The organism is Pantoea phytostimulans, assembly GCF_046118715.1.
In the GTDB taxonomy this organism is placed as follows: Bacteria; Pseudomonadota; Gammaproteobacteria; order Enterobacterales; family Enterobacteriaceae; genus Pantoea; species Pantoea phytostimulans.
Genome location: NZ_CP173698.1, coordinates 661933 through 677037 on the forward strand (window position 1 = coordinate 661933; position 15105 = coordinate 677037).

A 15105-nucleotide genomic window follows, 5' to 3' on the forward strand; every position below is an offset into this window, starting at 1 on the left:
GCCTGAAGCTCAGCTTCAGGCGGTTGTTGTGATCTATTGCCGAACACCTTCAACTGAAATCATCAGCTGAACTTTTTGCGAGGCTGGCCCTAAATCTTTAGTTATGTTGAAATCTTTCAATGCGATTTCACCTTCCGCCTCAAATCCTGCGCGATAGCCGCCCCATGGATCTTTGCCTTCACCTAACAGCTTCGCTTCTAGCGTTACGGGTTTGGTTACGCCATTCAGCGTGAGATCACCAACGATCTCAAGTTCATCGCCCTCTTTTTTAACCGATGTTGATTTGAACATGGCTTGTGGATTTTTACCCACATTGAGGAAATCTGCGCTGCGCAAATGTTTGTCACGCTCCGCATGGTTGGTGTCGACACTGTTGGTATTAATGGTGACATCGACTTTATCGGCCGAAGGATTGCTTGCATCAAAGCTAAAGCTGCCATCGAAATCTTTAAACGTGCCATACAGCCAGCTATAGCCAAGATGTTGTATGCGAAACTGGATGAAGGCGTGCTGGCCTTCCTTATCAATTTTATAATTAGCAGCATTAGCGGTAACAGAACTCAACAACAAGCTCGCAGCGGTTACGGCAAGCAGGGTTTTCTTCAGCATATTAATGATCCTTTTCAGAGGGTAAAGGGATGCGCATACCTAACATCCGTTTCAGAGTGACATCGCGATCGATAAAGTGATGTTTTAGAGCAGCTAAGCCATGCAGCACGGAAAGGATGACCACGCTCCAGGCGAGCCATAAATGAATATCGCCCGCTAAATCGGCCTGTTCTCCGGCCCCACTGACTAAAGCGGGAAGCTCGAACCAGCCAAATACCGAAATCGGTTTACCGTCAGCTGTAGAGATCAAATAGCCACTCACTAAGATGGCCAGCAATAAGCTGTAAAGCAGCCAGTGGGCGACTACGGCGCTTAGGCGAACCCATGTGGTGTAACTTTTAAGGGGAGAAGGTGAGGGCGATACAACGCGCCATATCAGGCGGAAAATTAAGATAAGCATCAATATTACGCCGATGCTTTTGTGTATCTCTGGCGCGTCGTGATACCAGCTATCGTAATATCCCAAACCCACCATCCATAAGCCCAAAGCGAACATGGCATAAATGACTAACGCCATTAACCAATGCAGCGTGACGCTAATCAATCCAAAGTTTTGAGAGGAATTACGTAACGGCATAATTTTATTTCTGTAGTAATAAGTGGCAATAAGCATCCACAGATTGAAATAAAAAATCAATCAAGCTTACGCTTCTATAACATTATCTTGATGATGTGAAATTCATGAAATGATCACGCTTAATAAACGCAGTTTTATTGAATAAGGCTGAATTAACCCAGTCCGAAATAAATTAAATTTCAATTGGATTCACTTTTTGGGCGGTGCGAAGGCGAGTAGTGTGGGGTAATGTGAATAAGTGTCAGTTAACGTCAGTGTGCAGCATCATATTTAATGATGCTGCACATTTTATTTAAGACAAGAAAAGTCATTAAACGTCGAAACGCGCAAGTGAAAATGGCGTGAGGTCAAACGAGAAAGGTTTATCCTGCGCAAATTCGGCAGCCAGTTCACCTAATACGCTGGCAAATTTGAATCCATGCCCGCTTAAGCCCGTCATAATGAGTCGATTAGGTTCACCAGGTAATGTATCGATAATAAAATCTTCGTCTGGCGTGAAATCATAGCTGCACGCTTCGCCCCGCAGGCAAACGCCTACGCCAGGCAGGAACTGACGCAGAAATCCAAACGTCTCGTTGCCGTCCGCCGCTACGGTACCAAAAGGTTTGCGATCTTCTGGTTTTGTCATCGGTTGGCCGCCATCGTGGCGTCCCACTTTTAGGGCATTATTATCGGCGGGAAAACCGTAAAACTGGCTGCCGTTTTCCATCTCAACAGTGAAACCGGGAAAGTGGTTATTTTCACTGTAGCGGCCATCCGCCTGATACCAGGCAAAGACTTTGCGAGTAGGTGTTACCGGCAAGCCGGAAACCAGTTTACTTACCCAGGTTCCTGCGCTGATTAACATCTTCCGGGCGCGATACACGCCATCCAGTGTTGTGACCTGTTGTAGATCGCCGTCTCGACCTATTTCGCTGACCGGGCAATTAAACAGTTGCGCGCAACCCGCCTGTTCGGCGAGTTGAATATAACTGCGAACCGCTTGCTCGCATTTTAAGTAACCCGATTGAGGTTCAAATACGCCGATATAACCGTCAGGCACGTTTATTTGCGGCCAACGTTTACGCACCTCATCGGCCTGCAGAATGTGTATATCCAGTTGCCAGGCTTTGGCGCTGTCAATCACATTGTTAATGAACTCCGACTGCAGCAGCGCCAGATTTAATATGCCGCTGCGGTGCATAATACGCTCGCCAGCCTGCTGTTCCAGTTCGTCCCAAAGCGCTTGCGCTCGCAATACTAATGGTACGTAGCGCTCGCCTTCACCATAAGCGTGGCGAATCAGGCGACTGTCACCGTGATGCGTCCCTTGGTCATGCGGTGGGTGGGCGCTGTCGATCATCAATACCGACAAGCCTGCTTGCGTTGCGTAATAGCCTGCTGCTGCACCGATGGAACCGCTGCCTACCACAATAAGATCGTAAATCATTGAGACGAAACTCCTGAAAGGGTCACACAATCAAAAGCATACCAGAAACAGAGACGAAAAAGGCACCCCTTAGGGTGCCTCTTGATGTGGCAGGAATTAATGTTTCTTGAGAAGTCGTTCTACCTGCTCGGCAGATTCTATCTTGGCGATGCCCGCTTCAAGGATAGAGATGAACTGCCTTGCCACATCCGTTGTTAGCCAATATGTCGGGCCAACGTCCGCCTCTTCTTCTGTTTGCTCTTGTGACGAAAGTGAGTGCAAACGAATCATCATGGCATCATAGCTGTCAACGGTACTGATGTCCCAGCCCACCAGCGAATGGGTCTGAATCACATCTTTATTTCTGTCCATTATAACCTCCATATTACTCGTTAAACGAAGTGCTTGATGAGGTTCAATGCGGCTTTTTTATTCCAGTAGCGAGACAATTATAACAGTAAAAGACCCGCCTACTGATTAAAAAATGCGTTGAAAAACGGATAAATAGAATAACTGCTTTTATAGGACACGAAATGAAAAATAAAATGCCTGATGAAACAGGCATTTTAACCAGCAATTTGAAAGGATAAAAAATACTATTTTTGCGAGAGAAACGTCGTTCAGTATTGCATTAAATCAGTGGTTCTGACGTTGTGCCACCGTTGCGCTTCTGCAGTGATTCTGCCAGCCGGGCAAAGTGTAGTTGCAATTGCTCATCATGGTTTTGATTTTGTGCTTCAAGAGACAGATTATGCACCAGAAGCTGACTGGCACGATCGTCAAGGCAAAAAATCAGACTGGAGAAGGCATTTTCCAGCACCGTCAATCGACGTTGCTGATCACCTATTAGCGCTAAAAGCTCGCCAAAAGTCATCGCTTCTTCAGGTTTATCAGTAGTCATGTTGTCGCACCTCCTGTTAAGCATGACGAGCGCAAGGATAGGGGATTGATCGATCAGAGTCTAGATGCAGCGGAGGCTTATGGCGAGGGAAGAAAAGAGATAAAAAAGCCGGATGGCGACACCCGGCAAAAAACAGCACAGTGGCGGTTAATCGGTGATGAACCAATCATCAGCGCTTTCCCAGGTTTGCTGGAGAATGTCACTGATTTGGTCACGGGACTCTTTATTACCGCCTAATACGCTGAGTTGGTTGGCGGTGGCATAACGTACTTTGACGTGATGCGTTGAATCAGGAAACTGTTCATCAATGCGACGAGCAAGCTCTTGGCTTAACGCTTCCATCGCACCGGCAGGAAGAGGTTGGGTCTTGGCAACGGTAATTTCAACACGCATAAAAGCCTCCAGATAAGATACTGTATATATTTACAGTAATTATCCTCTGGAGGCAAATACTATTACGCTTTGATACGCCAGTTTAAAGTTTCACCTGCCAGGAAAGGCACCAGAGAATGTGCACCCATTTCTATGTGGCTTTCCACTGTCCACGGCTCACGTACCAGTGTGATGGTATCTTCGTTGAGCGGCAAACCATAAAAGCGCGGACCGTTCTCAGAGCAGAAAGCTTCAAGAAGGTGCAGGGCTTCCATCTCCTCAAATACCGTGGCATAAGCCGGCAGCGAGGTTGGCGCATTGAACACACCGGCACAGCCGCAGCTGGCTTCTTTCAGATGCTGCAGATGCGGGGCAGTATCAGTACCAAGGAAGAAACGAGGGTTTCCACCGGCAATGACTTTACGCAAGGCTTCCTGATGAATATTGCGCTTTAAAATCGGCAGACAATACAAATGAGGGCGAATGCCGCCTACCAGCATGTGATTGCGGTTAAACATCAAATGTTGCGGTGTAATGGTTGCGCCAAGCTTTTCGTTAGCCGCTTCAACATAATCCGCCGCGTCTTTAGTAGTGATGTGTTCCATTACCACTTTCAGTTCAGGAAACTGTTTACGCAGCGGCTCCATTACCGTTTCAATAAAACGCGCTTCACGGTCAAAAATATCGATATGCGCATCGGTAACTTCGCCATGGATCAGCAACGGCATGCCAAGTTTTTGCATGCGCTCCAGCACATTCGCAATTGAGGCAATGTTGGTTACGCCATGGCTGGAGTTAGTGGTCGCATGGGCAGGATAGAGTTTGGCGGCAGTGAACAAACCTGAGGTAAAGCCGCGCTCGATCTCATCGGGATCCAACGAGTCTGTTAAATAACAGGTCATCAGAGGTGTAAAGGCATGATCGGCAGGTAATGCTGCCAGGATGCGTTCGCGATACGCTTCTCCTGCCGCCACGCTGGTTACCGGTGGCACCAGATTTGGCATCACGATGGCACGACCGTTCACCGCGCTGGTATAAGGCAAGACCGTTTTAAGCATGTCGTCATCACGCAGATGAATATGCCAGTCGTCTGGGCGGCGAAGAGTGAGTTGCTGAGTTTGTGCAGTCATCGATGAGGCTCCGGCAGAAAGGAAACGAAAGGCACGTTTAGGCCGGGGTCTAAGCATAAGGATTCAGGCAACCGTTTGCACCTGGTTTTTTAGGCAGAATCGAGAAAACCGCGCCAAAGGGCGCGGTGAATAAATCAGTGGGTGAAAGGGATAACCAATTGACCCGGCTTTACTTCTAAACCTTTAGCGAATTTTTTCGCCAGCGACTCCGCTTTACTCCGATCTTCACTCAGGACATAAGCCGGTTTTTGGTTGAAATAACTTTTCAGCGATTGATTCAGATAAGGTGTCAGGGTTTTCATGATTGACGCCATTTTTTCTGGCTGAACTTGCGCATCAACGATTTCGAGATCACGCAGGTAGATAGCGCCTTGCTGCTGATCGAAGAACGGTTGCGCTTTCATTTTCAGCTGCATATCTGCCTGTTGAGGGCCAAAAAGAGAGCTCACGTTAATTTTGGCATTGCCTGACAAGGTAATTTTACCGGGTTCTTCACGCCCGATCTGGCTGCTGAGATCGTTTAAAACAATGTGCGCATTCACCAATCCTGCAACGCCAATATCTTTTTCGTAGTTGTTGCGCTTTTGCAGCGCCTGATTGATTTCCTGCTCGCTAATGGTGTACTGCGTAAGTTGATTACAGCCGCTTAAGATGACGGCAATAAACAGGGCGGTGAGCCCAAGAAAGGCCTTTTTCATGTGTTCCTCATCCAGGATGTTGTGGGGCTAAAACTGTATATAGCGTGCCTGAATGCGGAGCGGGTGTCATCAAGGAAGGGATGAGAAACGCGTGTGCGTTTCTCATCAAAGCAGGTTTAATGCGCGATCGAAGAGAGCAAATTAACCTGCGTCTGTTTCGCCATGTTATCGCGGTAATCCGCTACGCGACTTGGCCATTCAATGCCGCTCACTAATGTCAGCGAACGCAACAGCGGAAATAAGTTAATGTCATCTTCTGATAATTCACCATTAACTGCATTGGGCTTAACAATCAGTTTGTCCAGTTGTCGCAAATCGTCACTGATGTTTTTAATGAAGCCCGGCGCATGTTGCATGAGTTCATGGAAATCGCCGATATTAGCCTGCTTTTTAACACGGAAATATTCGCGTGCTTCCGGGGTCGCGAACTCAGCAAATGGCGCTTCAGCGATACGCGGTAACAGCAACTTGTTTGCGTAACTGTTGACGTGACGCAGCCAGTCATTGATTGCCGGGTTTGTTTTACCCACAATCAGCGGCTCGCCATCTTGATTATCGATGAATCGCACGATATCCATGCTTTCAGGCATCGCACTGCCGTCCTGTTTTTGCAGGATCGGTGCCATTTTTTGACCAACCAGTTTGGTCGGCGTGGCTTCGTCATCGTTCAGCATGACAACTAATTCAATGGGCACATTTTTCAGGCCGAAAATCATGCGTGCTTTTACACAGAAAGGGCAATGGTCGTAGATATAAAGCTTCATCCCGTTCTCCTTTGTTTAGCAGGGCGAAAGACATTCGCCCTGTTTTCGGACTTGCGGGAAGTATGGAAGAGATTAGCGGATGGGGCAAACTCAGCTGCTAAGAATAGCGGGTGCAACATCGCGCGGTTGAAACTGCCGCCACAGTGCCAACAACGTGACCAGACCAATACTGCTGAGTAAAATCCACGGTAATTCAGGTAACGATAGTTGCTGGCCCATATCAAACATCCATCCACCGCCGCTGTATCCAATCAAGCCGCCTAACGCCAGCCCAAGGCGACTGAACCCCATATAGCTGCCACGCGATCGGGCGCTGGCCAATGCGGCGCTTAAGGTTTCACGCGCAGGTTCGGCGATAATTGAGCCGAGATAAAACACGGCGATCAGCGTAAACAAGGCGGTGAGATCGTGCGTCATGCCGATCGGCAGCAGGCTGAAGGTCATGAGTGTTAAACCGGCCATTAAACGCTGCTCAAGGCGAAAATGCTTTTCACTCCAGCGCGCCAGCGGATACAGCAGTGTCAATGACAGCATCGCCTCAATGGCATACATCCACTTCACTGCCGCAGGTGCCCCCGCCACCTGATTAACCATGACCGGCAGCATCAACATCACCTGTACCGCCAAAATGTAGTAGCCGGTTAGCGTCAAGACATACAGGCGGAAGCGCTTATCGTGCCAGACGCGTTTTAGCCCTTCGCGCATAGCAACCCGCTCCGTAGAGATGCGCCACGCAGGCAGCCAAATCGCGTTGAATAGCGCGGCGAGAACAAACACGCCAGCGCCAACCCAACAGACCAGACGGAAATCCCAGGCCAGCAGCCAGCTGCCAATCAGCGCGCCAATCACCGCGCCTGCGCTGTCCTGCATCATTAACAGCGAGAAAAAGCGCCCACGTTCGCGTGCCCGCACCAATTTCATCACCAGCGCACTGCGTGGGGGATCGAATAATGTGCCGCCTAAACCCGATAACATACAGGCTAACCACAGCAGCCAGGGTTGGTGTGCCAGCGCCATACAGGCAAAACCCGCTGCGCGCATCAACATGCCGATAACGATCAAGGGCTTGGCACCAAAGCGATCGGCAATCGCACCGCCAAAAATGCCTAAGCCCTGCTGAATAAGCTGACGCAAGCCAAGCGCGATGCCGACCATCAGTGCCGCCCAGCCGAGCTGCTCAACAAAATGGATAGAAATGAGGGGGAAGACGACGAAAAATCCCATCACCACCAACATGTTATCAACCAAAAGAAAAACTTTACTGCGGCGTCGTGCCAGCGCAACCCGTGACATGCTGATTCCTGAGCAAGTAGATTAATAACAAAGGGAAAGAATCGGACCAGATGGTCTATTCTCCTCCGCAACATGCGGGAAAAATAGCGTTGTTTAGATGATATTTTTTTATCGAGCGAGCCCGCATTTAAGGTGCTAAATCAAGACGTTTCCGGCAGAGTTATTCGTAACGTTTTACCGCAGCCCAAGCGGCGGTTATAGTGAAGTGAAACGTTAAATAGGTGTCTCTTTCTCAGCCATGTATTTCAGGAGTCAAGATGTTTGGCTATCGTTCTGCCGCGCCAAAGGTGCGATTGACCACCGATCGGCTGGTGGTACGTCTGGTACACGAACGCGATGCGTGGCGGTTGGCGGATTACTACGCAGAAAATCGCGTTTTCCTCAAACCCTGGGAACCGGTTCGTGATGAAAGTCATTGTTATCCTTCCGGTTGGCAAGCTCGCCTTGGGCTTATCACTGACATGCACAAGCAAGGCTCGGCCTTCTATTTCATTTTAATGGATGCTAATGAGACCGAGGTGCGCGGCGTGGCGAATTTCAGCAATGTGCTGCGTGGCTCATTTCACGCCTGTTATCTCGGCTATTCATTGGGCAAAAAATGGCAAGGGCAGGGCTTCATGTTTGAAGCCCTGCAGACAGCGATTCGCTATATGCAACGCCAACAGCACATTCATCGCATCATGGCCAACTACATGCCGCACAATCAGCGCAGCGGTGATCTGCTGGCTCGCCTTGGCTTTGAAAAAGAGGGTTATGCCAAAAACTACTTATTGATTGACGGACGTTGGCAAGATCATGTGCTGACGGCGTTAACCAGCACGGAATGGACGCCGGATCGGCGCGGATAATGATGAGGAATTTTGCATGAAGATGGCTTTATCGGCGCAAGCCTTGCGTGTGATCGGTTGCCTGCTGGAGAAACAGGTCACTACGCCCGAGCAGTATCCTCTCTCTCTTAATGGTGTTGTCACGGCCTGCAATCAAAAGTCTAATCGCGAACCGGTCATGAATTTGTCAGAAGGCGAGGTGCAGGATCAACTGGATCAGTTGGTCAAAAAGCATCTGGTCACCTCAAACAATGGATTTGGTCAGCGCGTCGCGAAATATGAACAACGGTTTTGCAACTCCGCGTTTGGCAACCTGCAACTGAACAGTGCTGAAGTCGCAATATTAACGCTGCTGTTTCTCCGTGGCGCACAAACGCCGGGCGAATTACGTACTCGTAGCGGGCGGCTGCATGAGTTTGCAGATGTCTCTGAGGTGGAACAGACGCTGGAAAGCTTAAGCCAGCGCGAAGATGGCGCGATGGTGGTGCGTCTGGCACGCGAGCCAGGCAAACGTGAAAGCCGCTATCGGCATCTTTTTGCGGGCGAACAGGACGAAGCGCAAACGCACATCGACCCAGTCGAAGAGAGTGAATTAACCACACGCGTCGCCACGCTGGAACAGCGAGTCGATGCACTGCAGGCGCAAATCGCCCAATTATTACAGCAGCAGGAGCAGTGAAATGACGTTGCGCATTGGTGTGGTGGGATTAGGCGGTATCGCACAGAAAGCCTGGTTACCGGTGTTATCGCAAGCAACCGACTGGACGCTGGTTGGCGCGTTCTCACCTAACCAGGCTAAAGCCAAACCTATTTGCGAAAGTTTTCGCATGGCCTGTTTCAGCTCTCTAAACGATTTGGCTGCGGCTTGCGATGCTGTATTCGTGCACAGCAGCACCGCCACGCATTTTGATGTGGTCAAAGCGTTATTACTGGCCGGCAAAGATGTCTGCGTTGATAAACCGTTGGCAGAAAATCTCAATCAGGCAGAAGCGCTGGTGGCCTTAGCTGAGAAGCAGAAGCGCAAACTAATGGTGGGTTTTAACCGGCGATTTGCTCCCCGTTATCAGCAGCTAAAAGCTGAAATGCCTAACGCGGCTTCATTGCGTATGGAGAAACATCGCAGCGACAGCGTGGGCCCTCACGATCTGCGCTTCACCTTGTTGGATGACTATTTGCATGTTGTTGATACCGCGCTGTGGCTCAGTGGAAAGGCCGCGACCAGCTTACATGGGCATATAGAGACCAACGATTTGGGTGAAATGCTGTATGCCGAACATCACTTCGCTGCGGGGCGCTTACGCCTTACTACCAGTATGCATCGCCGTGCGGGCAGTCAACGCGAGCGCGTGAGCGCAGTCTGCGAGGGAAAATGTATTGATGTGCTCGACATGCGCGACTGGCAGGAAGAGAGTGCCAGCGGCTTACTGATTACACCGCCGCCCGCCTGGCAAAGCCATTTAACTCAGCGCGGCTTCAGCGGCGCGGCGCATCATTTTATTCACTGCGTGCAAAATCAGACGATGCCTGAAACCAGTGGCGAACAGGCCCTGCTGGCGCAGCGGGTAGTGGAAAAAATGTGGCGCGACTCCGTTCGCGAATAACCCCTTGTAACACTCAGCGCTGGTGATTTCTCACCGGGCAAGTAGACTATCGCCGGGCATCAGCTGATGCCTGCGCTAAGTCTCTCTTTTTGCCGAACCTTTTCAGGATGCGCCGCTAATTATGAACTTGTTGAAATCGCTGGCAGCGGTCAGTTCCATGACCCTGTTTTCCCGCGTATTGGGCTTTGCCCGAGATGCCATCGTGGCGCGGGTATTTGGTGCCGGAATGGCTACCGATGCCTTCTTCGTTGCGTTTAAATTGCCTAATCTGCTGCGCCGTATTTTTGCCGAAGGCGCTTTCTCTCAAGCCTTTGTCCCGATTCTGGCTGAATACAAAAGCAAGCAGGGCGACGAGGCAACCCAACTCTTTTTGGCTTATGTTTCTGGCCTGCTCACGCTGGTATTGGCCGTCGTCACCCTATTAGGGATGTTCGCGGCACCTTGGGTGATACTGGTTACTGCCCCCGGCTTTGCCGATACTGCAGATAAATTTGCGCTCACCAGCGCGCTGTTGCGCGTCACCTTTCCCTATATTTTACTGATTTCCCTCGCCTCGCTGGCTGGCGCGGTGCTTAACACCTGGAACCGTTTCTCTGTACCAGCGTTTGCACCCACCTTGCTGAATGTCAGCATGATTGGGTTTGCGCTGTTTGCCGCGCCACACTTTCATCCGCCAGTAATGGCGCTGGCGTGGGCCGTGGTGGTCGGTGGTGTTTTGCAGTTGGGTTATCAACTGCCGCACCTGAAAAAAATCGGTATGTTGGTGCTGCCGCGCGTCAACCTAAAAGATGCGGGTGTCTGGCGGGTAATGCGTCAAATGGGTCCGGCGATTTTAGGCGTCTCGGTGAGTCAAATTTCGCTGATTATTAACACCATTTTCGCCTCTTTTTTGGTTTCCGGTTCCGTATCCTGGATGTATTACGCCGATCGCCTGATGGAGTTCCCCTCTGGCGTTCTGGGTGTTGCGTTGGGCACCATTTTGCTGCCCTCGTTGGCGAAAAGTTTTTCCAGCGGCAATCACGACGAATATTCACGCCTGATGGATTGGGGTTTACGTCTCTGTTTTTTGCTGGCACTGCCCAGCGCGGTGGCATTAGGCATGTTGTCCGGCCCGCTGACTATTGCGCTGTTCCAGTATGGAAAATTCACCGCTTTTGATGCCTTGATGACGCAACGTGCGCTGATTGCTTATTCAGTGGGATTGATGGGATTGATTGTCGTGAAAGTGTTGGCGCCGGGCTTCTATTCGCGTCAGGACATCAAAACGCCGGTGAAGATCGCTATCATCACCTTGATCATGACGCAATTGATGAATCTGGCCTTTATCGGTCCGCTGAAACACGCGGGTTTATCGCTGTCGATTGGTCTGGCCGCCTGTTTAAACGCTGCGCTGCTTTACTGGCAGCTGCGAAAGAAAAACTTTTTTCAGCCGCAACCGGGTTGGGCGGGTTTCCTGATTCGCCTGGTGCTGGCAGTTATTGCCATGGCGGCTGCGCTGTATGGCATTCTGCAAGTGATGCCAGTATGGGAGCAGGGCGCAATGTTGTGGCGTCTGTTACGTCTGGCTGCCGTTTGTGCTGTAGGCGGTGGAACCTATTTTCTGGTGTTGGGTTTATTGGGCTTCCGCTTACGTGATTACGCGCGACGTACCGTGGCTTAAACAAATAACCTGTAAGCAGACATAAAAAAGCCCGCGAGAGATCGCGGGCTTTTTTTTAGGTGCCAAAGCATGCCGGCACCGCGCTGAATCAGAACTTGCGACTCAGTGTCGATTGACCTTTTCCCATACCGTCTGGGCCGTAGAACGCCTGAGTTTGGTGCGGCTTCAACACCTCAAGCGCATCTTGGGTAAAGCGAATTTGATGCTGTAACAGCAAGCCGTTATGGACGTTGGCGTCCTGTAAACGGCGGGTGTGCTGTTGAATACTCTGCCAGCGACGCGACATGTCACTCTGACCACGATAAGGCGCCTTGGTATTCAGGCTGGCTTCAGTTGTACGGCGCATCTCGTCCAGATAATTCAGCGTTGTGAGCAGCGCGCTTTTATCTTCGGTAATACGCTGCAACAGGTTGCTGTTAATGTGGCCGGCCGACAGCTGGTGCTGCTCTTCGTTGAGCAAATCAGCCAGTGAAGACAGCACTTCCTGCATCTTATCTAATGTGGTCAACAAGTTACTCATGGGGAGTTAGTTACCCTCTAAATACGCCTTGGTGTCAGCAATCAATGCATCTGCAATCTTGCCGGTATCCATTTTCAGTTCGCCATTACGAATGGCCGTTTTCAATTCTTCAACACGCTGGACATTGATGTCCTTGCTGCTTGGTTGCATCAACTGTGACTGAGCGCTGCTCAGCTTAACCTGTGCGGCACCGGGTGTGGTTGCCTGGGTTGTCTCGTTTTGACGCACTTTGCTGCTGCTCTGCTCGTTAGTGTCGCGAGTCTGGACAGTACTAACGGGATTCAGAGGTTGTGTTCGATCGATGCTCATATTCAAGCTCCTGTACGGTCAGGGGAGTCTGCCACCTGAATCAGAATAGCGTAATTGCTTAGTTGATTCTTCTATCGGCAGAACAACAGGCTTCTTTAGCGCTTTATAGGGTTATCAGAATATTCCCATCATCGCCGACCCGACCGCTAACAATTTGCCCATTTCCCATGCGTACGCGAACCCATTGTGCGCTGGTGGCGTTGTTTAACGCCTTGCCTTCGCCACTGGCATCAAATCCGTCACCGCTGGCAATAACCATCACGTTCTGCCCGGCCTTCACTCGCCACGGTTGACGCAACATTGACAAGCTAACGGGCTGACCGGGTTGAATATCACGCAGGACAACCGCATCGGCCACTGACGCGCTATCAAACAGCGTACGCGCTGGCAATGTATCGAGACGACCGGTCTGCAGTTGAAAATCTTCTTTTGTCACGCTGCTGCCGCGCGCCAATTGGCGCTTAGCCACCAGATATTGGCCGCTGACCTGAACCTGAACCTGAATATATCGGCGATTTTCATCGCAGTTGGCCGCCACGCTGATATTGCCCCACAAACGGCTGTTTCCCGGCAGGGTAAATTGTGGCGAGTCACAACTGGGCCATTGTGCCTGTGGTGTGCGCACGACCACATTCATGCCCACGGCGTGTTGTGGATCGCGGGTTTTAAAAAATTGATTCAGTTGTGCACTGAGATCGGCTGCTTTGGCTGGCAGGGCGATCGTGACCAGCAGGCTGGTCAACAGGATGAGATATCCGCGCATGGTGCTGCTCCTCACTGATGATGGTCATAAGTGTACGGAGAGAAAAAAATATTCAAGAGCAAAAATAGCGACGATTTGGGGCGTTATTCAGACGATCGCCCTTGCATTCTCCAGATTAAGCTGCCAACTCGAAATTCTCATTCGCGGAGGAAGCATGCTCGACAAACTGGATGCGGCACTAAAATTCGGTACCGAAGCCCTCAACATGCGTGCTCAACGTCAGGAGATTCTGGCGTCAAACATTGCCAATGCCGATACCCCGGGTTACCAGGCTCGTGATATCGACTTTGCTAGCGAGTTGAACAAAGTGATGGCGAACGGGCGTGCTGAAGGCAGCAGCTTGTCACTCAAAGTCACTTCATCTCGTCACATAGAAGCACAAACTAACTCAGCGCCCTCGATGGATTTGCTGTATCGCATCCCCGATCAGCCCGCCGCCGATGGCAACACCGTAGATATGGACCGCGAACGTACGCAATTCGCGGATAACAGCCTGAAATATCAAACCGACCTCACCCTTATCAGTAGCCAGATCAAAGGCATGATGAGCGTGTTACAAGGGCAATAATTATGGCCTTGCTGAATATTTTTGACATTGCCGGCTCAGCGATGACCGCGCAATCACAGCGATTAAACGTCAGTGCCAGTAACCTGGCTAATGCCGATAGCGTGACAGGCCCCGATGGCCAACCTTACGTGGCAAAGCAAGTTGTTTTCCAGACCGATGCTGCACCGGGCGCAGCCACCGGCGGCGTGAAAGTGGCGCAAGTGGTGAACGATCCGTCACCGGCAAAACTGGTTTATGACCCCGGCAATCCGATGGCGGATGAGAAGGGTTACGTGAAGATGCCAAACGTGGATGTGGTTTCAGAAACCGTCAACACCATGTCCGCCTCACGCAGCTATCAGGCGAACGTTGAAGTGCTGAATACGGTGAAGTCGATGATGATGAAAACCCTGACGATCGGTCAATAACGGAGAATAAAAATGGGTATCTCGGTAGGCGTTAATGAGTCATTGGATCCTAGTGTCCTGAGCTCATCCAGCAGCAGCACCGGCAACAGTGCGCAAGATTTACAAAACCAGTTTCTGACCATGCTGGTAACGCAGTTACAAAACCAGGATCCAACCAATCCGATGGATAACAGCCAGCTCACCACCCAGTTGGCACAGATTAATACCCTGAGCGGCATTGAAAAACTCAACACTACTTTGGGTTCGATCTCGGGTCAGATCACCACGAGTCAGTCGCTGCAAACCTCTACGCTGATTGGTCATGGCGTGATGGTCGATGGTTCGCAAGTGCTGGTCGGTAGCGGCACCACCACACCTTTTGGTGTGTCACTGACCACCGCTTCTACGGCGACCAGCGCCACCATTAAAGATGCTAGCGGTAACACCGTCAGCACGGTGGATCTCGGTGCATTGAGTGCTGGTGTTCACACCTTCTCGTGGGACGGCACGTTGACTGACGGTTCGACTGCACCAGATGGCAAATATACGGTTTCAATTGCCGCCAGCAATGGCAGCACCCAATTGGTAGCGCAACCGCTGAACTATGCCTATGTGAATGGGGTAAGTACAACGGACGACACCACAAAACTGGATCTCGGCACCATGGGCTCCGCCACCCTTGACGAAGTACGTCAGATTCTCTGATTAACCTGTAACCA

Annotated in this window: 20 protein-coding genes; 7 read left to right on the forward strand and 13 right to left on the reverse strand. The window is 50.6% G+C overall.

Annotation, left to right across the window (positions count from 1 at the left end; translation table 11 throughout):
* Positions 1-33 precede the first annotated feature (33 nt).
* The 10 genes from ACF2G4_RS03150 to mdtH form a co-directional block, all read right to left on the reverse strand.
* A complete protein-coding gene (locus ACF2G4_RS03150) occupies positions 34-606 on the reverse strand; it encodes a YceI family protein (protein WP_215848299.1) in 573 nt (190 codons plus the stop codon).
* A gap of 4 nt (positions 607-610) precedes the next feature.
* Positions 611-1186, reverse strand: coding sequence for a cytochrome b (locus ACF2G4_RS03155; protein ID WP_332627615.1), 576 nt, complete (start codon positions 1184-1186; stop codon positions 611-613).
* Positions 1187-1496: 310 nt separating this feature from the next.
* Positions 1497-2615, reverse strand: coding sequence for an N-methyl-L-tryptophan oxidase (solA, locus tag ACF2G4_RS03160; RefSeq protein ID WP_409075499.1), 1119 nt, complete (start codon positions 2613-2615; stop codon positions 1497-1499).
* Positions 2616-2711: 96 nt separating this feature from the next.
* Positions 2712-2966, reverse strand: a complete 255-nt coding sequence (gene bssS, locus ACF2G4_RS03165; RefSeq protein WP_215847098.1) for a biofilm formation regulator BssS — start codon at positions 2964-2966, stop codon at positions 2712-2714.
* 259 nt (positions 2967-3225) lie between these two features.
* Positions 3226-3495 (reverse strand): hypothetical protein, encoded by a 270-nt coding sequence (locus tag ACF2G4_RS03170; protein ID WP_215847097.1) that lies wholly within the window; start codon positions 3493-3495, stop codon positions 3226-3228.
* A 147-nt stretch (positions 3496-3642) separates the two neighbouring features.
* Positions 3643-3888 carry a DNA damage-inducible protein I gene (gene dinI / locus ACF2G4_RS03175; protein WP_215847096.1) on the reverse strand — a complete coding sequence of 82 codons (246 nt, stop codon included), beginning with the start codon at positions 3886-3888 and terminating at the stop codon, positions 3643-3645.
* 62 nt (positions 3889-3950) lie between these two features.
* Positions 3951-4997 (reverse strand): dihydroorotase, encoded by a 1047-nt coding sequence (gene pyrC, locus ACF2G4_RS03180; protein ID WP_332627620.1) that lies wholly within the window; start codon positions 4995-4997, stop codon positions 3951-3953.
* A 134-nt stretch (positions 4998-5131) separates the two neighbouring features.
* Positions 5132-5695, reverse strand: coding sequence for a lipoprotein (locus ACF2G4_RS03185; RefSeq protein ID WP_215847094.1), 564 nt, complete (start codon positions 5693-5695; stop codon positions 5132-5134).
* Between the two features lie 116 nt (positions 5696-5811).
* Positions 5812-6459 (reverse strand): glutaredoxin 2, encoded by a 648-nt coding sequence (gene grxB / locus ACF2G4_RS03190; RefSeq protein ID WP_215847093.1) that lies wholly within the window; start codon positions 6457-6459, stop codon positions 5812-5814.
* A gap of 90 nt (positions 6460-6549) precedes the next feature.
* Positions 6550-7752 (reverse strand): multidrug efflux MFS transporter MdtH, encoded by a 1203-nt coding sequence (gene mdtH / locus ACF2G4_RS03195; RefSeq protein ID WP_409075500.1) that lies wholly within the window; start codon positions 7750-7752, stop codon positions 6550-6552.
* Between the two features lie 257 nt (positions 7753-8009).
* On the opposite strand from mdtH, the gene rimJ reads away from it, so the two are divergent.
* The 4 genes from rimJ (at position 8010) to murJ (ending at position 11840) form a co-directional block, all read left to right on the forward strand.
* The gene (gene rimJ / locus ACF2G4_RS03200) at positions 8010-8600 is read left to right on the forward strand and encodes a ribosomal protein S5-alanine N-acetyltransferase (protein WP_215847092.1); all 591 of its coding nucleotides are present in this window, start codon (positions 8010-8012) and stop codon (positions 8598-8600) included.
* Positions 8601-8616: 16 nt separating this feature from the next.
* Complete coding sequence (locus tag ACF2G4_RS03205; RefSeq protein ID WP_243078164.1) at positions 8617-9258, forward strand: DUF480 domain-containing protein; 642 nt, start codon at positions 8617-8619, stop codon at positions 9256-9258.
* A 1-nt stretch (position 9259) separates the two neighbouring features.
* Positions 9260-10180, forward strand: a complete 921-nt coding sequence (locus ACF2G4_RS03210) for a Gfo/Idh/MocA family protein (RefSeq protein WP_409075501.1) — start codon at positions 9260-9262, stop codon at positions 10178-10180.
* A gap of 121 nt (positions 10181-10301) precedes the next feature.
* Entirely contained in the window at positions 10302-11840 is a 1539-nt protein-coding gene (gene murJ / locus ACF2G4_RS03215; protein ID WP_243078162.1) for a murein biosynthesis integral membrane protein MurJ, read from the forward strand.
* Between the two features lie 88 nt (positions 11841-11928).
* Here murJ and flgN read toward each other — a convergent pair whose 3' ends face one another.
* The 3 genes from flgN to flgA all read right to left on the reverse strand — a co-directional run bounded on the left by flgN (position 11929) and on the right by flgA (position 13432).
* A complete protein-coding gene (flgN, locus tag ACF2G4_RS03220) occupies positions 11929-12360 on the reverse strand; it encodes a flagellar export chaperone FlgN (protein WP_243078161.1) in 432 nt (143 codons plus the stop codon).
* Between the two features lie 6 nt (positions 12361-12366).
* Entirely contained in the window at positions 12367-12669 is a 303-nt protein-coding gene (gene flgM, locus ACF2G4_RS03225; protein ID WP_215847089.1) for a flagellar biosynthesis anti-sigma factor FlgM, read from the reverse strand.
* Between the two features lie 103 nt (positions 12670-12772).
* The gene (flgA, locus tag ACF2G4_RS03230; RefSeq protein ID WP_243078160.1) at positions 12773-13432 is read right to left on the reverse strand and encodes a flagellar basal body P-ring formation chaperone FlgA; all 660 of its coding nucleotides are present in this window, start codon (positions 13430-13432) and stop codon (positions 12773-12775) included.
* A gap of 154 nt (positions 13433-13586) precedes the next feature.
* Here flgA and flgB point away from each other — a divergent pair, with 154 nt between their 5' ends.
* The 3 genes from flgB to flgD are packed head-to-tail and all read left to right on the forward strand — an operon-like array spanning position 13587 to position 15091.
* Complete coding sequence (flgB, locus tag ACF2G4_RS03235; protein ID WP_215847087.1) at positions 13587-14000, forward strand: flagellar basal body rod protein FlgB; 414 nt, start codon at positions 13587-13589, stop codon at positions 13998-14000.
* Positions 14001-14002: 2 nt separating this feature from the next.
* On the forward strand, positions 14003-14407 hold the full coding sequence (gene flgC, locus ACF2G4_RS03240; RefSeq protein WP_215847086.1) for a flagellar basal body rod protein FlgC: 405 nt from the start codon (positions 14003-14005) through the stop codon (positions 14405-14407).
* Positions 14408-14419: 12 nt separating this feature from the next.
* A complete protein-coding gene (gene flgD / locus ACF2G4_RS03245) occupies positions 14420-15091 on the forward strand; it encodes a flagellar hook assembly protein FlgD (RefSeq protein ID WP_215847085.1) in 672 nt (223 codons plus the stop codon).
* The last annotated feature ends 14 nt before the right edge of the window (positions 15092-15105 follow it).